Here is a 24,045-nt window from a genome sequence, read left to right as displayed (position 1 = left end):
TGGATTGATCTGATTTGATCATGCCGGCACCAATTGGCCTTCCGGCTCGGTTGGCACCGAGGGCTTTGGGAAGGTCAAGGCGACTGCCGCCGCGCCGAGACCAATGGCGGCGGAGGCGATATAGAGCCAGTGGTAATCGCCAAACGTATCGAAAATCCAGCCGCCGCCGATCGGCCCGATGGCCATGCCGATGCTCGACATCATGGTGATGCCGCCCAGCACGGTGCCCATCACCTGGGGCTTGAAATAATCGCGGGCCAGCACGGCGTAGAGGGGCATGACGCCGCCATAGGCCATGCCGAGCACGCTGGCCAGCATGTAGAAATGGCTCAGCTCGCTGACATAGATATAGGTATAAATGCCGGCCGCCTGCAGCAGCAGGCCGGCGATGATGACGCGCTTGACGCCCAGCCGGTCTCCCGCCAGACCGAACAGCAGCCGGCCGAACAGGCCCGCAACACCCTCGACGCTGTAGATACTGGCCGCTGCCAGCGACGAGGCGCCGCACAGCATGGCATAGCTGACGGTGTGGAAGATTGGCCCCGAATGGGCGGCGCAGCACAGGCAGAACACCGCCGCCAGCACGATGAACTGGGGCGAGCGCAATGTGGTGGACAGCACGGAGCGCGGGGCAGGGCCGCCGGCAATGACCGCTGGAGCAGGCGCGGGTGCCGCCACTGCGGCAGGCGCGCGGCGGATCAAAAAGGTGGCGGGGATCAGGATGGCCCAGACGCCGATGGCGACGATCAGCATGGCGCTGCGCCAGCCGTAGGCGGAGATCAGCACGCTGGCCAGCGGCGTAACTACCATCGGGGCGACCCCGCCCCCGATCGACACCAGCGACACGGCGAGGCTGCGATGCTTATCGAACCAGGCCAGGGTCGTGGCCATGATCGGAGCGAAAAACGCGCCGACCGACGCGCCGCACAACCCGCCATAGGCAATCTGGAAGACCAGCAGGTTCGGCGCGCGGCTGGCGACGAACAGCCCGACCCCGAGCATGACCGAGCCGATCAGCACCACGGGCCGCGGCCCGATCCGGTCGGTGACCGCACCCCAGCCGAAGCCCGCTACGCCCATGACGATGAAGGCGAAGGTCATCGCCAGCGAAATGCCGGCATGGCCCCAGCCGGTATCGTCCGACATGGGTTGCAGATAGACGGGCAGGGCGAACATCGCGCCCATCGCCACGCAGGTGATCAGTGCCCCCGCTGCCACGATAACCCAGCCGTACCGGTTTTCCATTGCCCGCTCCTCAACGCGTTTGCACACTATAGACGAACAGTAGACGGGCAAACCGACAGGGCGGGAGTAACATTTTTGGCGGCGGCCATGACCCGCGCGGGCGGTCGATGAAGCACTGCGGCATGCGGCGAGACGTGCTTGATAGGGTGAGCGTTAAAAATGCGCCAGCATTGTCGAAGTCGCTATTGCTCAATCGATGAGCAGAGTGGCCATGGGCCATCACAACCGGAAGGAAACCGCATGAAACTGGATGCCATCGAAGTGGTGACGCTGTTTGTTTACGATATCGACGCGACCAAGGCGTTCTACGCCAAGGTGTTCTCGGCCGAAGTTTTGTTCGAGGATGCCGTCTCGGCGGTGCTGCAATTTTCGGGGACCATGCTCAATCTGCTCGCGGCGAGTGAAGCCCCCGAACTGGTCACGCCCAGCGCCGTCGCCGCGCCGGGCGCTGGCGCCGCGATGCTGCTGACCATCCGGGTCGACAATGTCGACGTGACCTGCGCCGAACTGGTGGCGCTCGGCGTGAGCCTGCTCAATGGCCCGATGGACCGTCCCTGGGGCCGCCGCACGGCGGCCTTTGCCGATCCGTCGGGCCATGTCTGGGAGGTGGCGCACGAACTCCACTGAAGGGTGGGTCGGACCCCATTTGCCCGCGTGGTTTGCTGCGCCCATGTGTGCCGCTGCCAGCTTCGTCGGCACGGCGTGTGTGACGGGAATGGGGTGATAATGGCATGGGGCAAGGCGGCGGGGATAAGTTTCTCGCCGCCATGCGTGGCAAAGCTAGCCGCGACGCGCCGCCTCGATGGCCGCCACGTCGATTTTTCCCATGGTCATCATGGCATCGAACGCGCGCTTGGCTTCGGCGCCGCCTGCGGCCATGGCGTCGGTGAGGGCGCGCGGCGTGATTTGCCAGGAGACGCCCCATTTGTCCTTGCACCAGCCGCACTGGCTTTCCGCGCCGCCATTCTGGACGATGGCGTTCCAGTAACGATCGGTCTCGGCCTGGTCGTCGGTGGCGATCTGGAACGAGAAGGCCTCGCTCTGCTTGAAGGTCGGTCCGCCATTGAGGCCGAGGCAGGGAATGCCGAACACGGTGAATTCCACCGTCAGCACGTCGCCCGCCTTGCCGGACGGATTATCCCCCGGCGCCTTGCTCACGGTTCCGACCGTGCTGTTTGGGAAAGTGTCGGCATAAAACCGCGCCGCCGCCTCGGCGTCCTTGTCATACCAGAGGCAGATCGTGTTCTTGGCGATAGCCATGTTCTGTTCCTTTCGCGTCACTGATGCATGGACGACGTTCGAGGGCGAAGGATTCCGACAGGCGCTCGAAAACAGGGTGACGCCTGATCGTTCGGCGGACAAGCCCGAGCCGGGAGGCAGACGACGGTTGTCGCTGTGACGCCCCGGACGGAACGCCGGACATGGCAAAGCGCCGCCCGGCCTTGCGGCGTCGCGGATACACGGTAACGGGCGGCCATTGGGCCTTCCTAGATTTTGTAGAACGGACCAATGGCCGCCCGTCACGATCCGCTTTTGCTCAGGGTCCGGTTCATGCGCGCCATTATTGCAGGCACGCGTGCCGAGCTTCCACCCTGCTGAATGGGCGCCCCCATCCCACGGTCTCCCCGCCCGACCCTGCGTCGGGGCCGCGTGTGTGACGGGAATGGGGGAATGATGCCATGGGGATTTGGGGTGGGGATAAGTTTTGGATACCCGAGCCGGGTTGAGCCGACACCGAGAAGCGCCGTTCAGTCCTCCGAGCGGCCCGTGCTTTGGCTGTTGCGCTCATAGCTATGCTTGGGCGGCAGCCAGGCTTTTCGGTTTAGGGCCGCAGCGCGGACCCTCATGAAGAGAGGCTCACCGCCCACAGAAATTATTCACAATCGCGCATTGACGCGTGGTGAGAGCCGAGCAAGCGGCAAGGGCTTCCTCGCTTGCCTTATGCTCGTTGGGGCTTTGACCGAAACCCCAATGAGTGCCGTCGTCTGCCATGGCGAAGCAATTGTTGGCCGAGCTTTCGACGATGGCGCAATTGGTATAGCGCGCGTTGCAATCCTTGAGCGCCGCGGCCTTAGCTTGCGCGGGGTATTGGTAGCCGCGCGCTGTGATCACTGTCCCCTCAGACCCAACGGCCACGGCCCAGGAGGCGAAGGTCGGTGTTGTTGAAACAAGCAGGCAAATAAAAACGAGGATGACCGAAAAGTACTTTTTCATAATGGTCTCGGCGCAAATGGAATCTGTATTTATCCCGGGACTATAGGCACGCTTTAGTTCAGGCGCTACTCGCGCCGAAAGAATGAAGCGCTGATCGCCTACGACTATGAGGCTCTGCCAGATTTGGCGGGGCGGCCGAAGCGGAAGCGGTTCCCGAACGTCCCCCAGGGGGCTCTTGGGGGCTCTGCCGCTTCGGCGCGTCTGCCTTCGTGGTTGGAGGCTCGCGAAGGGCTCCCACCTCATCGTGAGGGCTTGGGGGACAAGAAGCATATCTTGGAGGTGATACCCGAAAGGGAAGTCAGAAAGACACGAGACTTCGCACCAGTGGACGAGCCTACTGGCCAAGCAATTTTTCTAGCATGCTCACAAGCCTGTGAACATCGCCGCTAAATAAATACCAGCCAAGTACCACGGGCGCCGCCCGCGCGGCAATCGCGCCAACCTCTCCGGCAAAGCTGTCTGTGGCGGTATCGAGCTTAGTGAGTGCCCACTGACCAACTCGCCCGGCTGCACTGCGAAGCAAAATGCCAGCCTCCAGTAAGGCCTCCCTGTTGGCTCTATCTGACGCATTCAACGCACCAATAAGATCAAATGCTTCGAACGCTTTCTGCTGGACAGTCAGATCGGTCACCAACTCTGGAGGCGGTTGATTATGACCCGCTCCACCATGGACATCTGCAATGTCCGCGCTAGCCGCCAGCAATTGCTCAAGCCGCCGTCTTGCATCGGATGCAGCTTGTGCCAGATCGTCCGGCTTATAGGGCGCGTAGAGATCGAAAGCCAACTGCACGGGCGGGACAGGGTCAACCGCTGGCCCAATTTCGACTTTTGCGACGAGTTTCTCATCGCTTTCAGTTGTCAGAAAATTACCAATTTCGTCGGTGATGTAAGATTGGCCTGCAGGGAGTTCCTCCTCGTCGTCGACAACGTTCTCGTCAATGAACAAAGTGACGTCTGGTAATGGTTCATCGACAGAATATATACCATCGTCCTCCATGCGATCAAATCCGCCAATGTTGTTAGAGGGTTGCTCCGCCCCGGCAAATTCTGGAGAGAATTGGCCCTCCGATGTCTTTCTTACTAACTTGCCTTGGACAAAATCATAATAACGGAAGGTTGGATGACGTGACAAAGGACGCATTATTGTTGCGTCGTCGAATTTTGTATTCTCATCGACAATCGCACCATCGAATTCATTGTCGACCATGAATGTCGCGCCGGATAGATTTGCACCAATCAAATTAGCATTTATGAATTTTGAACTAATTATATGCCACTCGGTTGTCGTGGCCGACCTGAAATCAGCATTGCTAAAATCAGAATAAATGCTGGGGCTCGACGTTATATTTGTTCCTGATAAGTTTGCCCCATTGGCATTCATCGAGGTAATGCTTGTATTTAGAAATTTGCAGCCAGAAAAATTAGTTCCTATTGCAATAGAATTATCCAAGAGGGCGTGGCTGAAATCGCAATTGCTTAGATCCATGCTTGATAGATCCGCTTCACGAAAATCGCACCGGGTTAAATCCTTACTTCCACCCTTCAACAGTTTTAGGTCTTCTTCGTCGGCCAATTAATTTCCCCAAAATTTAGGCCCGAGCAGAGATGCTTGGGCCTAAAAATTCAAGTGCTAAACGTACACAGCAGCGGGCGGCTGTGACGCCGAGCACAGAATTGCCACTGGCGCCCGCTGAAAGGCCTGGAATCCGGGGCCGTCAAATCGTCCTTTGTTGCCTAGTCTGCCTGTCCTCGACCATAAGGCTGCCATCGGCATGGACCAAGCAGCGCTTGCAGTTTTCTCCACATTTCGCAGGAACAAAAAACCCAGCCTCTCGGCTGGGTTCGAAATCGCCGCCGAGCGGGGGGCTATCTCAAGTCGGATCTCAAAAACAGGTACGCGCCATAGGTCTGAAACTCGCGCACCGGACGGATGTCGTCGTTGGCAAGAAGCGCCAACGCCTTTCGCGCAGAGGCCTGGTTCATCTGGCGGGCGACATCCCGCAACGAGACGTAGGTGGAGGTGAACCTGTCGAAGGACTCGAACGGCACGACGCGCTGAGGGCAACGGTTCGCCGGATTTGTCCCGAGGACGGTACTCAAATGCCCCGAAGCGATTAGCTTCTGAACGGCATCCCCCTTGATGCCCAGTTTCCTGATGATGGCGTTCGGGATCAGGCCCTCCAACGGCGGCAGGGCAGCCTTTTGGCGAAGTTCCCGACGATCGATTAGCAAGGCTCGATAACCCTGCTCGCGCTCGAGGATGCCGACCCAGGTGAGTTTGCCGGCAAGCATCAGCTGCAACGTTTCAAGCAGGGAGCAGTTCGCGCGCCTGGTCGCCATGGAGATGCTGACTTGGCTGTCGGTAGGCTGGATCACGCTCTCTGCTCCGCGGCCCAGCTCGGCCAACAGCTGATCCGCGTCGTTTGGGTCGAACAGTGGTTCGACGCTGGTCCCGTGCACTATCGGCGACAGGAGCCGGTTAGTCGTGATGGTGGCCAGCGGCACTCGATCGATGTGCATGTACCTGCGCAAGGCTATCGCGGGCACGCCCCTCTGCAGGCGATGGAGCAGGGCTTCGTTTTCGTCGGCTTTGAATATTGCGTGCGCGTGAACCACATTTTCGTCCGCGGTGACAACACCTGCGGAAACCAGATTGTTTCGAAGCGTCTTGATGTGGAGGCCGTATTTCGCGGCCGCCGTTGACACTGAATGGATCACCCGTTTCGCGACGGGGGAGCCGAGGACATTGTCTTCGGGGCCGACAGGCAGGGTTTCGACGATGTGGGTCCGCACGACCTGACGTATGGCATCGGCGTCAGAGCCGGATGCCGAAAACGCCAGCCACTTATACAGCGCCCCAAACATTTGCTGTGCGCCAGCGGGGCCGGCAAGACCTGACCGTTCTTGGAGCGTAGACAGGAAATCGCGCAGGTGACTTGGGCCGGCTGCCAAGATGGTGAACCCGACGCCGCCAGCTTTGTGCAGGTCGTCCTCGCCGAGCGTATCGAGACCGACATCGCGGCCGCGATCGATCATGGCGCCCAGGATCTCACAACACCGGGCGACGGTGCCGACAGGCATGTCGTCCACCCAGGATCCCGTTCCTGCTGCATCAAAGAGGCGGCGATCTAGGTATTCCTCCAACGGGCTCGGCGATCGGCGGTCGGCTTGAGCCGCTCGAAGCAAATCGCGGACCGGTACTCTCCCGAGCCAAAAGCCGAAGTCGTGACGGTCATTCGTCCCCTCTATGGGAAAGGTTAGTAAGGGTAACTGGTGCTCGATACAGGTGCGGGCCGGACGCAGCTGCCAGGCTACGCGACCGGCCATTGAGGCGCCCGGCGGCAAATTTGTCATAAGGCGATCCTGAAGGACGCAGGCCGGACACACCCGAACCGTTTCTCGGCGCACGATGCTCGGATGCAGAAGCTCGCGGCCCAACATGTAGGTCTTCACACCGACGCGGCGAATAGATGAGGACGCCAGCTCCTCCTCGCCAATCCCCGCCAACTCTGCGAGCGAGGACGCAACCTCGACGTCACCGTCAAACAGCTTGTCGAAGGACAACGCCATGTCCGAGCAGAACCTTCGCGCTGAAGCACGGGCGTTGCGGGACGCCAGTCGAAACGCCAGCGACAAGGGCGTTTCATGGGCAACCGAGGGCACAGTCAGAGCCAGTTTCACCATGGTCCTTGGCTCCGATCGATCGATTTTCTACGCTTTGCATCGCTTTTGAGACTGGCGGCAGACGGCGTGGCCGCCGCACTGGTTTGGGTTGCGTTGGTGCTGATAGACTGCCAACCAGCCACGAGAAAGATGTTGAGCGGCGTCGGGCAGTCGTTGTGCTGCTGGTAGGCGCGCACGAAGTTATCGATGGTCAGGACATGGCCGTTCGCTAGAAACAAGTCTTGCAGCGCATCCACGATCAGTTCGAGAGAGGTCCCGAGCATCCCGCCCGTTGCGTGGATCAGACGGGCGACCAAGTCATCGGGCAGAGTGTGGCTGACACCGGCAACGGCACAATATTCGGCGATGATGCTCCGAAGCGCCTCGCCATCGGCGGCGGCGGAAATCGGTTCCAGCGCCAACGGAAAGGTCCTTCGCAGGAGTTGTCGGTCGTGAGCGCATTGATCGAGCAGATCCGGAACACCGGACAGGACGAGGGCCACGGGCCAGTCGGGTCCGCTCATGAGCCCCTTCAGTGTGCTGAGCACTTCGCCGGCGTCGCGGGCATTGCGTCCAGCAAAGACATCCTGGCTTTCGTCCAGCCAGATCAGCTTTGTATTCCGAAGCATCAGATGCTGGCGGACGTCCTCCCAATAGTTCGCGCGGGTACCCTTTCCGTTGACGGGGTAGCCGAGCTGGCGGAGCATCTGCAGGGCGAGGGCTTTCAATGTGACAGGGCTTTCGACCTTGAAGCAAACGGCCGGCAAGTCGTCGTCGCATGTTGGTTGAAGCGATGGATGGCGTTGAATTCCGCGGATCAGCGTGGTTGTCTTGCCGGCCCCTGAGCCGGCAGTAACGATCATGCCCACGCGCGAGAGCGGCTGAGAGATGCGATGGGCGATTTCGCGGTTTGTCAGGATGGTGTCGATGATGGTGCTGACCTTCTGGTCACGCGAGGTCGTGACGTACTTTGAGCGCAAGGCGGTCAGCCGATCGAAGCTAGGCGGAAGGGGAAAGTGTTCCATGCTCAGTCCAGGCTCCAGTTCTTTGCAGGCGAGGGGAGGGGAGAAGGCGGCGTTTCGGGCTGGTCAACCGGTTTCGACGCCGGGCTTTCCGCCGAAATGACCTCGCCATAGCCGTCGTCCACGGCGGGACGGCGTTGGTCGGCGAATTCGAGGTGGTAGAAATAGGCGACCTCGGCCTGGTCGATCTCCTCTGGCGAATACAAGTACGCCCTCACATTGGCCCGGCTGTGGGCGCGTTGAGCGAGGTTGTCGACATAGTCGAGGGACTCCAGAGCCACCTCGCGCGACAAATTGCTTTCATGCCGATTTTGAGTTCGCAGGTGCGTGGTGGCAGCGATCCACCACTGCGCAGTGACCCCCTCCATCGAGGCCTCACGGCAAGGCACCTCGATCAGCTTTCCGGTGGGTAGCCGTACTGATATGGCACCCAGATTGTCGGTGTTTACGCGGATCTCGACCTCAAGGTCGTTGCCATCGCGGAAGTGTTCGCCCAATGGCCCGCTTTCCGTCCGGTAATAGTTCGACATGACGCGGATGCCGCGGCTGGTAATCGTGCGCTTGAGCTTTATGCCGTAGATGGCCCGCAGGGTTCGCTGGTCTGGCGGCGGCTTGATTCCATAGCGCCGGACCGCGTGCTCCCAAGTGTTAGCCGGGGTGGCCCCGTGAAGGGAATCGTGTGGGGTGTTGAGGTAGTTGTCGACGGCCCAGTTGACCAGAACGTCTGCCAGCTCGTCGTCGGTGACACCCGCGCGCCCCTGTGAATCGTAATCCGCCTTGGCAACAGGATTGGAAAACGTCCGGCCCGTCAGACGCGCGATTGGACCCAGACTGGCGGTATAGAAAACGTGCTCGACCGTGCCACGAGCCGGGGCGTCGCCGGCGCCGGGAAATTCCAGAGTGCCGCCGGAGTCCCCCACGGCCGTCCGCACCTCATGAGACAGGAAGTTCCAATCCGTCACCACGCCGCTCAGGCCACATCGCTGATGCCAGGTGGACTTGGCCGAAGCAGCCAGTGCATATCGAGTTTTGTCCTGCGAGATCATCTCCAGCACCTTCAGCTGCGCCATGTGCGTGGCACGGTCGATGATCCGAAGGGCGAGGATGACCTTGGTGGCCACGCAAATCGCAATGATAACCAAGCGACGAGCGCGCTCGATGTTGGCGCGTTCCTCTTCGGTTAACTGATCCCATATCCCCGCCAGGCAGCACAGCGTCATGAGATCGATTTCGTGTTCATCGATTTCGATGCGAAGGCCCGGAATATCGACCTGCAGGCCGGCCCCAACCCAGGGCATGTGCTTGTCGGCGTATTCTTTGTTGTGCCGGGCTACCATCGTGGCGTACTTCGGAAGGCGATCTATCGCCTCATCCGTCATGTCACGCCCGGGTATGGGCAAGGGATCGAGGTTCTCGAGCTTCCGGGCCTTGTTGGCCTTCTTGATCGCTCGTTCGAGATTGACGTGGACTTCAGTTTTCGTGGGCCGCTCTGCCGAGGCGAAGCGCTTCACCTCGAGCGCGAGAAGGTGCAGCACTTCGGCGACAAAACGCGGATTGAAGTTACCCGAAAATCTGCGGTTGTCGCGCAGGCTTATGGCATAGCATCCATTGCGCTCATACAGCCGCACCCAGCCCAGCAATGCGCGGCCCGAAGGAACGCCCACTTTTTCCGGGGGCTGGACCGTCAGCTTCGGTTTGGCACGGGTCTTCCGTTTCGGGCTTTTTGCTCGTGTCCCGACGCTGTCGGGAGCCTTGAGCCCCAACTTCTCGATGATGGGCGCAAACTCCAAGGCTGCGGCCGAAGCACCGTCATTGGTGCGCTTATACTTCTTGGGGTCGGCGGCTCTCGCCTTGAGGAACAAGTCGCAAAAGGCCTGACGCCAAAGGCATGCTTCCCGCTCGGCGGGAGAAAGATTGCTGAGGAGCTCCTCATCGGTGTGAAGGCGAATGCGCGCCCTGGCCTCGCTGTAATAACCAGGCTCGAACGTCAAACTGTTGCTGCCCCAGAGGGCCTCCAACTGTTCATGGGTGAAGGACTCCTTCAGCCCGTCGGGGCGTTCCAACAGAACGCCCTCCTCATTGTCTTCAATGGGGCGATAGAAGGTGGAGTGGATGGTAAGTCTGTCGACAGTGGCGAGACGGAACCGGGTCATTTCGCAGCACCGTCTGCGTCCGGCGTCATGACCTGCCAGAAAGGGCCAGGGTTGGCAAAGTGCGGTTCAACGAGGCCGTGACCCCACATGTCCATCAGGTGGGCGTTGCTGTAGAACTCGGTGGAATTGTCGGGGGCGCGGCGCAGGAGATAGCCGTCCTGGAGCACTTCGCTGAACCGAAACACGGTTCCCGCGATGTTGACGGTGTCAGCAGCGGACAAGCGGAACGGGTTCATGCTGCATTCCTCCGCACGAGTGAGGGATAGCGCAGCCGACCTTCATCGACCTGGAAGCAGACCCGTCGACCCACCATGCGAATGACGGCGCGGAAGGCGCGGCCTTCGAGGCCTGTGGCGTTGACGATGCTTTCGATCGTGGTCGTTCCAGCGAGGCTGGCGATCACATCTGCGACCAGGCGATCCGCTTCGTCGTCGATTTCGGAGCCGACGAAATGGATCAGCTCCGCGTTTTCAGCTTCCGCCCGGGTGAATGACTTCTCAGTCACGAGGCGCAGTTCATCCAAGTGGTCCGCGTTTTGAGCCAGGATTAGCTGCAGCGTGCGGCGGAAGTCGCGGCGGTGCGCCGAACCCTCAGGCTTCACCGAGAGGCCGATCCGTCGGCCGTCGTCCATGATCGCAAGGAAATCCAGGACGTGGCGGTGCTCAGACCCGTCGTCATCGACGTAGGGATCGAGTGGATACTGATCGATGAGGTCGACGACGTCGGGACGGGTGGACCAGCGGTAACTGGTCACGAGTTCACACCGCGATTCAAAGACGACGAGTTGGCGCGTCCCGCCCTTGTATATTACGCACGCGCCGGAAAAGTGCCCCCTTGCTCGAAGGGCGATGTGCCGCGACGCGCGGCTGTGCAGCGTAGGGGTGAAGAATGTCGAATCAAGCATGGTTGCTCCACGCCGTGCCCCCGATCCGCTTGACATTTTCATGCTCAAGCATCAGATTCGAGGTACACAGCTGATGTTGTGCCGATCGCTTGCTCTCTTCCAAATTGCGGAGCGATCAACGTTTGAGATTGGAAAGGGCTGGGCCGGAAGGTTTGGCCTTTTTCTTTTGCGTGCTGGTCTTGGTGTCTCCGATCCGGTTCGTTAGCTGAACATCTGAGCAGCGAGTGAAAATTCAAAACGAAAACCGCGAGTCAAATCAGCGACTTGATTCATTTTCTTGAATCTTTGCGCGAATCCAACGGCTTGTTGGAAAATATGAGAGTCGAATCTTTTTCGCTTTGCGCGAGCCATAGGCCAGCGGTCGCAGCTGACCTCTACTATTTGCTCAGTAAAGCCAGTGCTTCTCACCTGAACGCCGTCCCAGTGGGGGACCTAGGGCAACCCTGGTATCTTCAGTAATCGCATGGCGACAGTCGAAGGTCACGAGGCCGGCACAAGCCATTGACAGGACGTAGTCCACCCATCTTTTAGGCTCGTCCACCAATTCATCCTCAAGTTCTCCGAGCTTCAGTCCAACGTCAGTCTTCGCAAGGCGACCAAGCAATCGGACCGCAAATGCGGGCGGCACCAGAACATCACGCCGAGACCAAACCGTGCGTGACGTCGTCAGCGCAGGCTCAGAAAGGATGGCATCGCGGTTGAAGCAAATTCCAAGGTCGAAGCCTGAGGGCGCGGTGACTTCCTCACCAGTTGTCTCGTCGCAAAGCACGAGCAAACAGCGTCGGTCGCCAATTTCGACGCCGAACTGGAAAAACGTGTCCTTGGGGGTGGCGCGGGCCACGTCGGGTTCGAAGATGCGAACTATGTCGGGATCAAGGGTCGCCTGGATCAGCGCGTCGCGGCAGCAGCGCCTAGTATAGCGAATGGGCCCGTCGCTTTTGAAGCAGTTGAAACCACGGCCAGTTTCTGTTGACTGGACTGGCCCGGGAAACGAGAGAACGTCAGCGCTCATTCTGGTACTCCTGATTGAGTTTTTGCCAAAAGAGACCGAATTCCCAGGGTCTAGCCAAATCTGCGCCGCCATGCTGAAAAGTCAACACCTAGACGTCTGGGCACCTAGGTGTCTAGGTGCCTAGGTTTACACTTTGTTGATCAGAAACGCGCACTTCTGTCGCGTGCGCGCAGATTTTGGCAACCGCGCCGCGGTATACAGGTTTGCGAAAAACTAAGAGTCTCTGATTGTAGGAGAAACCAGGCAAAATGGCAGGCGCGGTGCAACGGCCAGACGGTCGCAAGAAATTCGTTGTGTACCTTGATCCTAAACTCATTCAGTCGATCAAGATGAAAGCACTCGAGGAGGACCGCCATGCTTACGAGCTCGTCGAAGAAATCATAGCCAAATCGCTCGACCAAAAACCCGATTGACATAGTTCGTGTTTTGTTCTTTCATTCAGACGCCAAACGGCGGAGCGGCTCGTACGCACTTCATTGTTCAACGTGCCGTTTGAGCACCTTCCTAGCTTTGAGCTGAGTCCCGGCGATGCCTGCCATCCGGGTGTGGGTCAGTTTGATATCCCGCCGCCAGCGACAGACTGCAAAACCGTTACAATCCTAATTGTCAATAATGATTTCGGATTTCGTCCCCAACTCCTCGTAGTTTTAGCGCTAGGAGATGTGCATTGGCCCGCTTAGCCTCAGCTATCGAGAGAAGATCGCATGCTGCGGACCGCGAAAGATTAGCTTCGCAATTGAGCATATTTCTGTAGTGGAAGTAATACTGCGAGAATTCGCATGGAGAGTTGCTATGAACATGCAAATTTCGGGGAGCCTAATAGTAGCGATAATTTTAATTTTTAGCGCGGCAAAGATTACGCCAACCCACGCATCGATGGATATTCCTTGTTCTCCTATAAGTCAAACCCAGGCCGATGACATTCTTCGCCGCGAGGCGGGCATAGAAAATACCACAAAGCAAATTTATATCGCGCCAGACGGGTATGTTATGGACGCCTCAGGCATGTCAGATTATTGTCTGTATGAGCAGGAAGATAATTCCATTATGCTAAACATTTCTGGCCCAAAAGGAAATTACTATATTATTTCTATTGCCAGGTTCGACTCTGGAGCTGAAGCCGATCTCCAGTACAGATCTTGGCTTGAATATTCCCGTCACTTTCCTTCATCGCATTTTTTTGTCGGCGAAAAAATATCGGTAAACATAACTTACGTTGATTGATTGGAACAGAAATTGGTAGTTCTTAAATTTAGCGACTCAGTTCCGGAGATGTACAGGGAGACGTTGACGGAGACTGCAAATTCTATGGCTTCTCATGTTGGCGAGATGAATTCATTTTTGGGAAGTAAATATCACGCCGCATTTTCCAATCAAATTAATGTAACGATGCTCCCATCTGAATATCCGGGGCCGCGGCTTGCGGAGCCCGTTAAAGATGACTTAGGCAACATTAGGTATGATCATTTATATGAAGCTCCTAATCTTGGCGGTCTAACGTCAGGTTCAACCTACATTTATTTAGCTCCGGCGGACAGATATTGGGTGGGACTAGCTGGCTCGGGCAAAACCCTCCAAGAAAGATTCATTCATGAATTGGTACACGCGTCGACACCAGGTATTGGCGGCGAACATGATCCACATAAACCGGCCTTCTACTATGCAGAACAAGAATGGTATAGAATTCTGGGGTTTGAAGACAACTTTCCTAGCTCGGAAACGGCTGCGCTAAACCAAAGGAGGTCTAATCCAAAGGAAGAAGACGGGGGCGTCGAGAGCACTAAGGATTTTCCTAACTCTGGGTATCTAAATTATGACTCTCAGGGGAACATCTATAAACATATAGAAGCGGCAAATGGGAAGCCAGCAAGAGATATCTATAACGCCGGGTCAACAAGCGAACTACCGTCTCTGCAAAAGCATGTCTGGCGAACAGACATCATGCGACAGATTGAGATGTCCGACGGAACCAGCATGAAGGCAGTCGTTTATGCGGCTGCCGATGGCCGAATATTCGTAAAAGACCCTGTTACGGGAAAGATGGTTGACCCCGCGACAGTGTTAGGGCTCGGCAACACGCCAATCCCTCAAGCGTCGGGCAACGATCACACGGCCATTTCGGGGTCGGGGCCGGTGGTCGAAACCAGATCCGGCGCTAGCGTCACAGTTGGAACGACCTTTGAGAAGGGTGGCTATACCTATCGAGTCAACGCCGACCGCTCCATCACCAATCTTCAGACAGGCCATACTACCTCCGGGAGCGACGGCAGTACGGGCTTGCAGTCGAATGGCAGTTCGCAAGTAGGAAGCTACAATTCTGATACCGGCTGGGCAGGCAGCGGCAGCGGCAACAAAGACGGCATCGGCGGGAAATCTGCCATGAGCCCCGTCATTTTCGATCTTGACGGCGACGGCATTGAGGTCACTCCGGTCACTTCTTCTAACATGTTCTTTGATACTGCAGGTGACGGCAAACAGCATCGCACTGCATGGGCAGGGGCAGGCGACGGCGTATTGGTTCGAGACGCCGGCAACGATGGCGTCATCACACTCAACAACGAATATGATTTCACGCAGTGGGACCCGACCGCCAAGTCGGATATGCAGGCGCTGCTCAGCGTGTTCGATACCAACCACGATGGCAAACTGAACGCCGGTGATGCCGACTGGGCGTTGTTCAAGATCATGGTGACCAACGCCGATGGCACCACGACCCTGAAGACCATGGCGGAACTGGGCATAACGTCGATTGGTCTGGTCAGCAACCAGCAAGAAGTCATGCTTTCCGACGGGTCCATCGTCGCTGGCACCGCCACCTATACCAAGAGCAATGGCACGACCGGTACGGTCGGCGACGTGTCGCTAGTTTATGATCCCAATGGATATGTCGTTGCAAAGACCGTGACGGTGAATGGCGATGGCTCCACGACCATCGACAACAAGGCCTATGACGCCAGCGGCAATCTGGCAAACGAAACGATTTCGACGATCAGTGCTAACGGCTTGTCGCGTACCATGAAATTCGACAACAATGGCGATGGCGTTACCGATCGGCTGCAGACTGATGTCACGGTGGTCAACTCCGGCGGATCGACAACGCGTACCCTGCAGGACTATGACGGCAGCGGGACCATTCTGGGCCGGAAGGAAGTCACCCTTACCAGCGCCGATCAAAAAACTATCACGGTCAGCCGCGACCTGGACGGTTCAGGCTCCAACGACCAGACCGAAGTCCGGGTCACCGGCTCTGGCGGCAATCTGACGGTCACGATTACCGACCTCCATGATGACGGCTCGGCCCAGGGTCATATGACGACGGTCACCAGTGCCGATGGTTTGAGCAAGACAACACAGATTGATCTGACCGGTAGCAACGTGATTAACGCGACCCGCGCCGAGGCGACGGCTGTTGGCGGCACGGGCACGCGCACCGAAACTGCGGCGAACTACGCCGGTAGCGGCACGACCACCGGCAATAGGATCTCCCAGACCGTGACGGTCACCAGCGCCGATGGTACGACCAAGACCATCACCAGCGATCTGGATGGGGATGGTGACACCGATCTGACGACAGCGAGTGTACTGGTCCACAACGCCAATGGCAGCACGACCACGACGAGCAGCCATAACAATGGCAATGCCAGTTTGCGCGACCAGATGGTCACCGATCTGAGCGCGGACGGCTTTAGCAAGACGACGCGCGTCGATATGGACGGCAACGGCACCCATGACCTGACCACGAGCGATGTGCGCACCGTTACAGCAGGGGTGACCACCGACACGACCACGGAAACTTATTCCAATGGCACGCGGCATAGCCAAACTGTCGAGACCTGGACTGCGGACTTCAAAACGCGCAGTACCAGCATTGACAGCGATGGCGACGGGACATTCGATCATATCGAAACCGTAGCCACCTTCGGCGGCAATTCTGTCGATACGGCTTCGGTTTATTCCGGCAATGGCGTGACCTTGCTGTCTAAGGCGGTGACGACGACCAGCGCCAATGGCTTGGTCCGGACCAGCCAGATGGACACGAATGGTGATCTGACCTTCGACGCCGTGATGACCAGCACGACGGTGTGGAATGTCGACGGTTCATCGACCGTCACGGCCATCAGCAGCAACGGCGCCGGCACAACGCAGATCGGCAAGACCATCACGACGACCAGTGCCGATGGCCTGTCGATGACGATGCAAAGCTATCTCAATGCGCAGACTGCGCCGTACAAAACCGTGACCGACGTCAAAGTCCTCAATAGCGGCGGCTCAACGACAGAAACGGTGATCACCTTTGCCGGCACCAGCCAGGTACAGATCGGCAAAAGCGTTGTCGAAATAAGCGCTGATCGCTTGACTGAGACGGTCAAGACCTATCTCAACACCAATGCCCTGCCGAAAATCATCTCGATCACCGTCACCAATATAGATGGCACCAAGACCCAGACCGTTTCTGATTACAGCTTGAACGGGGCGACCCTGATCGGCAAGACGATCACCACTATCAGCCCCGACGGGTTGACCACTACAACCACCCAGGATGCCAATGGCGACGCCGTGATCGATGCTAGGGCCACCACAGTGACCCTGCTCAATACCGATGGCACCACGACCACGACAACCACGTCCTACAGCGGCTCCGGCACGGCTGCCGCGAACAAGATCGGTCAGACAGTCGTCACCACCAGCGCCAATGGTTTGAGCCAGACAACGCAGCAAGACACCAATGGCGACGGCGTCTTCGACGTCAAAACCACCAAGCTCGGCGTGCTCAATGCCGATGGCTCCAAGACCGTCACCACGACCAACTTCAATGGTGCGGGGACTATCCAGACCAGCAAGACTATCAGCACGGTCAGCGACGATGGTCTGTCCAAGTCCGAGTCCAGTTTTCACGGCAATCACACTACTGCGGACATGGTCAAAACCGACGTCACTGTGCTCAATGTCGACGGCTCCAGCGTGCAGACGGTCTCGACGAACAGCGGCAACGGCACGCTGATGTCGAAGACCACGACCACAACCAGCGGTAATGGCCGCAGCGTGACGGTCGCTACTGATCTCGATGGAAATACCGTCAACGACGAGGTGACCACGGTTACGACCAACGCGGACGGGTCGGTAACAACAGTTGCCTCAACCTATAATGCTGCCGGGACGCTGACGGCGCGCTCAACCCAGGTCATCAGCGGCAATGGCTTTTCGACCAGCCTTGCCACCGATCTCGACGGCAATGGCACGACCGATAAATCGAAGACGGATGTCATCGTCATCAATGCCGATGGATCCAAGACCGAAACCATCTCCAATTTCGGCGTCGGTGGTGTCCTCAAGGACAAATCCGTCATTACCAACAGCGCCGATGGCCTCTCAGTCACACAGCAATGGGACGGTACGGGTGTGGGTACCTTCTCGCGGACCCGGACGGACGTGACCACAATCAATGCCGACGGCTCACAGACCCGCGTCGTCTCCAACCTCAATCCCAACAGCTCGCTGCATGACCGCACGACGACCGTGACGACCGCCGATGGGACCAGTGTCACCCGAACGGAAGACATCAATGGCGACGGCACGATCGATCACACCATCGTCCAGACCAAGAATGCCGACGGATCGGTAACGGTTTCGGCCATGGATGGCCTGGTTCAGTTGGCTTCCGGGCGCATCTTCGGCTCGCTTCATGGGCGTTATGACACGACCGACGCCACCGGTCTGTCCAGAACCATTCGATACGAGGCCAACGGCAACGGCCTGGCCGAGCGCCAGACCACGGACATCGTCGTACTCAATGCCAATGGTTCGAAGGTCGAGACCATTACCAACTCGAACCTTACCGGGGGTGACCCAGCTTCCGCGAATCCTATCTATACGGTCACCTTGACCGACAAGGCGGTCATCACCACCAGTGCGGATGGCCGCTCCGTGACCACGCAGTGGGACCTGACCGGGGTCGGCAGTTTTGGCAAGAGCCGGACCGAGGTCACCACCTTGGCCACCGACGGTTCGGTGACCAAAACCACCAGCACGTTCACCAATGCGACTCTGGACAGCCGCTTTGCCGAAACCACGAGTGCCGACGGCCTGACCACAACCAAGAACTGGGATGCGACGGGAACCGGCATTTACAACGAAAACTCGGTCGATGTGGTCGTCAAGAATCCGGATGGGACCACGACCGAGACCGTTACCAACACCAACGCCAGCGGCGCTTTGCTGTCAAAGTTCGTTACAACCACTAGCCGCGACGGACGTAACACAACGGTGCAGAAGGACCTCACCGGCGCCGGGACTTTCCAGGAGAGCCAGACCACGACCAATTTGACGTTGGCCGATGGAACGACGGTTCTGACATTGAGCCACTTCAATGCGGCTGGAACGCTGGTCGATAAAACAACCACCCAGCGAAGTGGCGATGGGATGGTGGAATCCGCCAATCGAGACACGAATGGTGACGGCATCACCGATCAGACCGATGTGGTCACCAAATCGGTCGACGGTAGCTCGACCCGTGTCATCACCGACCTCAACACATCCGGTGTTAAGACGGCGCAGTCGACCAGTGTCACCTCGGCCGATGGTCTGGTCATGACGTCGCAGGGCGATGTGAATGCCGACGGGATAATCGATCGCACGACGAACCACAGCTGGACCTATAATGCTGATGGCTCGACGGTCGAAACGGTCCAAATCTACCAGGTCAGCCAGACCGCTGCGAACGGCACGGTGACGACCATCACGCCGGTGCTGCAGCAGACCTCCGTCACCACAATGAGTGCCGACAGCCGCACGCAAATCTCGAGCGTCGATGTTGATGGAAACGGCACCAACGACGAAATATCGACGACCATCATGAAGGCGGATGGCTCGATCGTCACAACGGTCACGGACAACATCGCGGCGCGTAGCGTCGCCCCGTTGCCGGGCCAAGTCATCTGGAGTTCGGCCGTCGCGACCAGTTACAAGACAACGGCGTCGGCGACCCTGATTTCGATTAGTGCCGATGGTTTGTCCAAGACAGTGCAGGCCGACTATGACGGCAACGGCACTTACGAACATACCGAGATCTGGAAAACCAAGATCGACGGTTCGCAGGTCGCGACCATCACCGATGTGAATGCGAGTGGCGTGGTTGTCGCCAGCGGCACCGAAACCATCAGTGCCGATGGCAAGATCAGCATCCTGCTAAGCGACAGCACCAACAGCGGTCTTATCGACAATAAGCAGACCTCGATTACTCTTGAGGATATGAGCACTGTCAAGACCTTCACCATCCTCAACGCGAACGGCACCCTCCAGCAGACGATCGTGACCACGGTTAGCTCGAACGGCCAATCGAGCTCCATGAACATTACCGGCGGTGCCGGCAATGACGTGCTGACCGGTGGAGCTGGGAACGACACTCTGAATGGCGGCGGCGGAGCCGACCTGATGACAGGCGGCAAAGGCAATGATGCTTATGTGGTAGACAACATTGGCGACGTGATCGTCGAGAATGCCACCGAGGGCACCGACTCCGTGCAGTCGTCCGTGACCTATACGCTCGCCGCTAACGTTGAGAATCTGACGCTGACCGGCTCCTCATCCATCAACGGCACAGGCAACGCTTCCGATAATACGCTGACCGGTAATACCGGCAACAACGTGCTCTCGGGCCTGGGAGGCAACGATACCCTTACCGGCGGCACGGGGAACGACACGCTCAACGGCGGGGACGGAGATGACGTCCTCAATGGCGGTGCCGGTGCCGACGTCCTGATCGGCGGGAATGGCATCGACACGGTAACCTATGCCACTGCTACTTCCGGGATCGTGCTGTATCTCGCCGAGCCACCCGCTACCAATGAGGGCGATGCTGCGGGCGATACCTTCAGCAGCATCGAGATCATCCGCGGCACAAATTTTGCCGACACCATCTCAGTCATCGCCGCTAATGCCACGGTCTACGGCGGCGCCGGCAACGACAAGATTTATGGTTCGGGCAACGTCAACACCTTCTATGGCGAAGCTGGGGACGATACGGTCTTCGGCGATTTCGGGAATGATCGCCTAGATGGTGGCGCCGACAACGATTATCTGTTTGGCTATACCGGCGATGACGTGTTGATAGGTGGTTCAGGTGCAGACGACCTGTGGGGCGGTGACGGCTTCGACATTGCGTCCTATGAGACAGCAACGTCCGGCGTGCTCGTCAACTGCACCAATTTGGCACTCAATACCGGCGACGCAGCTGGCGACACCTATCATGACATTGAAGGAATTCGCGGCTCAAGCTTCGCCGATACTCTGATCATCCTTCCGAACTCAGCCAAGGCCTACGGCGGTGCCGGCAATGACAACATCACGCTGCTTGGCTCAGCCAGCTTCGCTTATGGAGAGGCTGGTGATGATATTCTGCTCGGCGATGCGAACTCGGACACCTTAGATGGTGGTGACGGCAACGACACCCTGAATGGTGGGACGGGTGCCGACACCATGATTGGCGGTGACGGAAACGACACCTATGTGGTCGACAACGTCGGAGATGTCGTCACCGAACTGTCGAACCAAGGCACAGACCTGGTGCAGTCGTCCATCGCCTACGCTTTGGGCGTCAACCTCGAGAACTTGACCTTGACCGGCACTGCGTCTGTCAACGGCACTGGCAACAGCCTCAATAACGTCATCACCGGCAATTCGGGGAACAATGTTCTCAATGGTGGAGCTGGGGCCGACACTCTTATCGGCGGCGGCGGCAACGATACCTACCTCGTCGATGACGCCGGCGATACGGTGACCGAGGCGGCGGCAGCCGGCACAGATCTTGTTCAGTCCTCGGTGACGTTTGCGCTCGGCGGCAACGTCGAGAACCTGACCTTGACGGGTGCCGCGGCGATCAACGCCACGGGCAATGGTTTGGACAACATCTTGATCGGCAACAGTGCTGCCAACGTTATCGATGGTGGAGCCGGTGCGGATACGATGACCGGCGGTGATGGCAGCGATACCTATGTCGTGGATAACGCAGGGGATGTCGTGACCGAGGCAGCAGGCCAAGGCACCGATCTGGTTCAGGCCTCGGTAACCTACACCCTGGGCGCGAATGTCGAGAACCTAACTCTCTTGGGGTCCGCTGCGATCAACGGGACGGGCAACAGCCTGAACAATGTTATTATCGGCAATGCTGGAGCGAATACCCTGAACGCTGGCGGCGGAAACGACACCCTGGATGGCGGCCTCGGGGCGGACACGCTTATCGGTGGGGCAGGCAACGATACTTATGTCGTCGACAATGTCGGCGACAGCGTCACAGAGGCAGCCAGCGAAGGTACCGATCTGGTGCAGTCGTCTGTCACCTTCACTCTCGGTGCTAACCTTGAGAATTTGACGCTGACCGGCCTGACCTCCATCAATGGTACGGGCAACAGCCTGGACAACGTGCTGAACGGCAACTCCGGAGCCAATACCCTGAGCGGCGGTGACGGCAACGACACCCTCGATGGGGGCGCTGGGGCGGACACGATGATTGGCGGAAACGGTAACGACGTTTACGTCGTGGACAACATCGGTGATGTCGTCACCGAGAGTGGGACAGGCACCGACACGGTTCAGTCTTTTATCAGCTATACGTTGGGGGCCAATCTTGAGAATCTGACCTTGCTCGGCGCGGCCGCGATCAACGGTACCGGCAATAGTCTCAACAATATCGTCTTGGGCAATGCGGGCAATAACACCCTAGTGGGTGCAGCCGGTAATGACACGCTCAACGGCGGGGACGGGGACGACGTCCTTGATGGCGGCGCCGGTGCTGACGTCCTGATCGGCGGCAACGGCATCGATACAGCCACCTATGAGACAGCTACTGCTGGGATCGTTCTATACCTCGCCGAGCCACCCGCCACCAATGGGGGTGATGCAGCAGGCGATACCTTCAGCAGCATTGAGATCATCCGCGGTAGCAATTTTGCGGACACCATTGCGGTCATCGCCGCTAATGCCATCGTCTATGGCGGCGCTGGCAATGACACGATTTACGGCTCGGGCAACGTCAACACCTTCTATGGCGAAGCTGGCGATGATAACATGACGGGCGACTTTGGTAATGATCGCCTCGATGGCGGCATCGGGAACGACTATCTGTTTGGGTATACCGGCGATGACGTGTTGATCGGTGGTTCAGGTGCCGACGACCTGTGGGGCGGTGACGGCTTCGACATCGCCTCCTATGAAACCGCTACAGCCGGCATCGTGTTTAATTCGCTAAACCTTGCAGCGAACACCGGCGACGCCGCCGGTGATACGTTTGACAGCATCGAAGGGCTGCGCGGCACGAGCTTCGCCGACAATCTCACCATTCATCACGATGCCGCCAAGGTCTACGGCGGCGGCGGCAGCGACGCCATCATCCTGTCGGGTGCATCGAGCTTCGCCTATGGTGAGGCAGGCGATGATACGCTCACCGGCGGAGCCGGGCTTGACACCCTCGATGGCGGCGATGGCAATGACATCCTGAACGGGGGAACAGGTGCTGACACCATGATCGGCGGCGATGGCAACGATACCTACGTTGTCGATAGCACCGGTGATGTCGTAACCGAACTGTCGGGTCAAGGCACTGACCTGGTGCAAGCGGCAATCGCCTACACGCTTGGGGCCAATGTCGAAAACCTGACGCTAACCGGAACCGCATCGATAAACGGCACCGGCAACAGCCTCAATAACGTCATTACCGGCAACTCCGGGGCAAACATTCTCAATGGCGGGGCAGGGGCCGATACTTTGATCGGCGGCGGCGGCAACGATACCTACATCGTTGACAATATCGGCGATGTTGTCATCGAAGCCGCCGGCGCGGGCACAGATCTGGTTCAGAGCTCCGTCACCTTCTCGCTATCATCAGATGTCGATAACCTCACCCTCACTGGTAGCGCCGCGATCAACGGTACTGGCAATGCCTTGGCTAACGTGCTGACCGGCAATGCTGGTGTCAACATCCTCGATGGTAGCGCAGGCGCGGATACGATGGTCGGCGGTGACGGCAGCGACACCTATGTCGTCGACAACGCAGGCGATATCGTGACAGAGGCAGCAGGCCAAGGTACCGATCTGGTACAATCGTCGGTCACCTACACCCTCGGCACGAACGTCGAAAATCTGACTTTGACCGGCACCGCTGCGATCAACGGGACGGGCAATAGCGGCAGCAATATCCTCATCGGCAATTCCGGCGCCAACGTCCTCAGCGGAGGTGACGGCAACGATACGCTTGATGGCGGAGCGGGCGCCGACACGCTTATCGGCGGCAACGGCAACGATATTTACGTCGTCGACAACGCCGGCGACGTGGTCACCGAATCCGGCACCGGCAATGATCTGGTACAGTCCTCGATCAGTTACACTTTGGGGGCGAACCTGGAGAACCTAACCCTCACTGGCAGCGGAGCGATCAACGGGACAGGGAACGCTCTCGATAACATCATCAACGGCAATAGCGGCAACAACATCCTGAATGGCGGCGCTGGTTACGACTCCATTGATGGTGGCCTCGGCGCCGACACTCTCATCGGAGGTTTCGGCAATGACATTCTCGTTGGTGGAATGGGCGACGATATCTTCGTCTTCAACGCCGGATCCGACGACGACACCATAGAAGATTTCCAGGTGCACTCCGGACAGCTCAATGGTGACATCATCGAGCTCCATGACCAGTCGGTTTCCACGTTTGCCGCACTGATGGCCAACGCCACGGAGACGGGTGGAACTGCCTTCATTCATCTCGATGGCGGCGACACCATCGCACTTCATGGGGTCTCTCTGGCTTCGCTAGATGTCAGCGATTTCCGGTTTGTCTGA

Annotated in this window: 14 protein-coding genes; 4 read left to right on the top strand and 10 right to left on the bottom strand. The window is 58.3% G+C overall.

Going from position 1 to position 24,045, the window contains the following annotated elements:
• Window positions 1-18: 18 nt before the first annotated feature.
• Window positions 19-1,245, bottom strand: a complete 1,227-nt coding sequence (locus tag ABIB57_RS00110) for an MFS transporter (protein WP_354037832.1) — start codon at window positions 1,243-1,245, stop codon at window positions 19-21.
• A gap of 240 nt (window positions 1,246-1,485) precedes the next feature.
• Here ABIB57_RS00110 and ABIB57_RS00105 point away from each other — a divergent pair, with 240 nt between their 5' ends.
• The gene (locus ABIB57_RS00105; RefSeq protein WP_354037831.1) at window positions 1,486-1,872 is read left to right on the top strand and encodes a VOC family protein; all 387 of its coding nucleotides are present in this window, start codon (window positions 1,486-1,488) and stop codon (window positions 1,870-1,872) included.
• A 153-nt stretch (window positions 1,873-2,025) separates the two neighbouring features.
• On the opposite strand, the gene ABIB57_RS00100 is transcribed toward ABIB57_RS00105, so the two are convergent.
• The 9 genes from ABIB57_RS00100 to ABIB57_RS00060 all read right to left on the bottom strand — a co-directional run bounded on the left by ABIB57_RS00100 (window position 2,026) and on the right by ABIB57_RS00060 (window position 12,213).
• Window positions 2,026-2,505, bottom strand: coding sequence for a VOC family protein (locus tag ABIB57_RS00100; protein WP_354037830.1), 480 nt, complete (start codon window positions 2,503-2,505; stop codon window positions 2,026-2,028).
• Between the two features lie 597 nt (window positions 2,506-3,102).
• A complete protein-coding gene (locus tag ABIB57_RS00095) occupies window positions 3,103-3,459 on the bottom strand; it encodes a DUF4189 domain-containing protein (protein WP_354037829.1) in 357 nt (118 codons plus the stop codon).
• Window positions 3,460-3,793: 334 nt separating this feature from the next.
• On the bottom strand, window positions 3,794-5,032 hold the full coding sequence (locus ABIB57_RS00090) for a pentapeptide repeat-containing protein (RefSeq protein ID WP_354037828.1): 1,239 nt from the start codon (window positions 5,030-5,032) through the stop codon (window positions 3,794-3,796).
• 293 nt (window positions 5,033-5,325) lie between these two features.
• Window positions 5,326-7,143 carry a TniQ family protein gene (locus ABIB57_RS00085; protein ID WP_354037827.1) on the bottom strand — a complete coding sequence of 606 codons (1,818 nt, stop codon included), beginning with the start codon at window positions 7,141-7,143 and terminating at the stop codon, window positions 5,326-5,328.
• The gene (locus tag ABIB57_RS00080; RefSeq protein ID WP_354037826.1) at window positions 7,137-8,147 is read right to left on the bottom strand and encodes an ATP-binding protein; all 1,011 of its coding nucleotides are present in this window, start codon (window positions 8,145-8,147) and stop codon (window positions 7,137-7,139) included. The genes ABIB57_RS00085 and ABIB57_RS00080 overlap by 7 nt, the downstream gene beginning before the upstream one ends.
• Before the next feature lie 2 nt (window positions 8,148-8,149).
• Window positions 8,150-10,297, bottom strand: coding sequence for a hypothetical protein (locus tag ABIB57_RS00075; RefSeq protein WP_354037825.1), 2,148 nt, complete (start codon window positions 10,295-10,297; stop codon window positions 8,150-8,152).
• Window positions 10,294-10,533, bottom strand: a complete 240-nt coding sequence (locus tag ABIB57_RS00070) for a hypothetical protein (RefSeq protein WP_354037824.1) — start codon at window positions 10,531-10,533, stop codon at window positions 10,294-10,296. Before ABIB57_RS00070 ends, ABIB57_RS00075 begins: the two co-directional genes overlap by 4 nt.
• Window positions 10,530-11,201, bottom strand: coding sequence for a PDDEXK family nuclease (locus ABIB57_RS00065; RefSeq protein WP_354037823.1), 672 nt, complete (start codon window positions 11,199-11,201; stop codon window positions 10,530-10,532). The genes ABIB57_RS00070 and ABIB57_RS00065 overlap by 4 nt, the downstream gene beginning before the upstream one ends.
• Window positions 11,202-11,586: 385 nt before the next feature.
• Window positions 11,587-12,213: a hypothetical protein gene (locus ABIB57_RS00060; RefSeq protein ID WP_354037822.1), complete on the bottom strand. Its 627-nt coding sequence runs from the start codon at window positions 12,211-12,213 to the stop codon at window positions 11,587-11,589.
• A gap of 248 nt (window positions 12,214-12,461) precedes the next feature.
• Between ABIB57_RS00060 and ABIB57_RS00055 the strand changes: the two genes are divergently transcribed.
• The 3 genes from ABIB57_RS00055 (at window position 12,462) to ABIB57_RS00045 (ending at window position 24,045) form a co-directional block, all read left to right on the top strand.
• A complete protein-coding gene (locus ABIB57_RS00055; protein ID WP_354037821.1) occupies window positions 12,462-12,626 on the top strand; it encodes a hypothetical protein in 165 nt (54 codons plus the stop codon).
• A gap of 379 nt (window positions 12,627-13,005) precedes the next feature.
• Window positions 13,006-13,437 carry a hypothetical protein gene (locus ABIB57_RS00050; protein WP_354037820.1) on the top strand — a complete coding sequence of 144 codons (432 nt, stop codon included), beginning with the start codon at window positions 13,006-13,008 and terminating at the stop codon, window positions 13,435-13,437.
• An 84-nt stretch (window positions 13,438-13,521) separates the two neighbouring features.
• Window positions 13,522-24,045, top strand: coding sequence for a beta strand repeat-containing protein (locus ABIB57_RS00045; protein WP_354037819.1), 10,524 nt, complete (start codon window positions 13,522-13,524; stop codon window positions 24,043-24,045).

The organism is Devosia sp. UYZn731 (assembly GCF_040546795.1).
In the GTDB taxonomy this organism is placed as follows: Bacteria; Pseudomonadota; Alphaproteobacteria; order Rhizobiales; family Devosiaceae; genus Devosia.
Note: the sequence above shows the minus strand (reverse complement) of the source record. Positions and strands in the feature narration are given on the sequence as shown.

What these genes read in the sequence shown, in the direction of transcription:
- ABIB57_RS00085 (WP_354037827.1), bottom strand. Translation starts at nt 7,143, where the DNA reads ATGGTGAAACTGGCTCTGACTGTGCCCTCGGTTGCCCATGAAACGCCC.
- ABIB57_RS00055 (WP_354037821.1), top strand. Translation starts at nt 12,462, where the DNA reads ATGGCAGGCGCGGTGCAACGGCCAGACGGTCGCAAGAAATTCGTTGTG.
- ABIB57_RS00105 (WP_354037831.1), top strand. Translation starts at nt 1,486, where the DNA reads ATGAAACTGGATGCCATCGAAGTGGTGACGCTGTTTGTTTACGATATC.
- ABIB57_RS00095 (WP_354037829.1), bottom strand. Translation starts at nt 3,459, where the DNA reads ATGAAAAAGTACTTTTCGGTCATCCTCGTTTTTATTTGCCTGCTTGTT.
- ABIB57_RS00075 (WP_354037825.1), bottom strand. Translation starts at nt 10,297, where the DNA reads ATGACCCGGTTCCGTCTCGCCACTGTCGACAGACTTACCATCCACTCC.
- ABIB57_RS00070 (WP_354037824.1), bottom strand. Translation starts at nt 10,533, where the DNA reads ATGAACCCGTTCCGCTTGTCCGCTGCTGACACCGTCAACATCGCGGGA.
- ABIB57_RS00060 (WP_354037822.1), bottom strand. Translation starts at nt 12,213, where the DNA reads ATGAGCGCTGACGTTCTCTCGTTTCCCGGGCCAGTCCAGTCAACAGAA.
- ABIB57_RS00045 (WP_354037819.1), top strand. Translation starts at nt 13,522, where the DNA reads ATGGCTTCTCATGTTGGCGAGATGAATTCATTTTTGGGAAGTAAATAT.
- ABIB57_RS00065 (WP_354037823.1), bottom strand. Translation starts at nt 11,201, where the DNA reads ATGCTTGATTCGACATTCTTCACCCCTACGCTGCACAGCCGCGCGTCG.
- ABIB57_RS00110 (WP_354037832.1), bottom strand. Translation starts at nt 1,245, where the DNA reads ATGGAAAACCGGTACGGCTGGGTTATCGTGGCAGCGGGGGCACTGATC.
- ABIB57_RS00050 (WP_354037820.1), top strand. Translation starts at nt 13,006, where the DNA reads ATGAACATGCAAATTTCGGGGAGCCTAATAGTAGCGATAATTTTAATT.
- ABIB57_RS00080 (WP_354037826.1), bottom strand. Translation starts at nt 8,147, where the DNA reads ATGGAACACTTTCCCCTTCCGCCTAGCTTCGATCGGCTGACCGCCTTG.
- ABIB57_RS00100 (WP_354037830.1), bottom strand. Translation starts at nt 2,505, where the DNA reads ATGGCTATCGCCAAGAACACGATCTGCCTCTGGTATGACAAGGACGCC.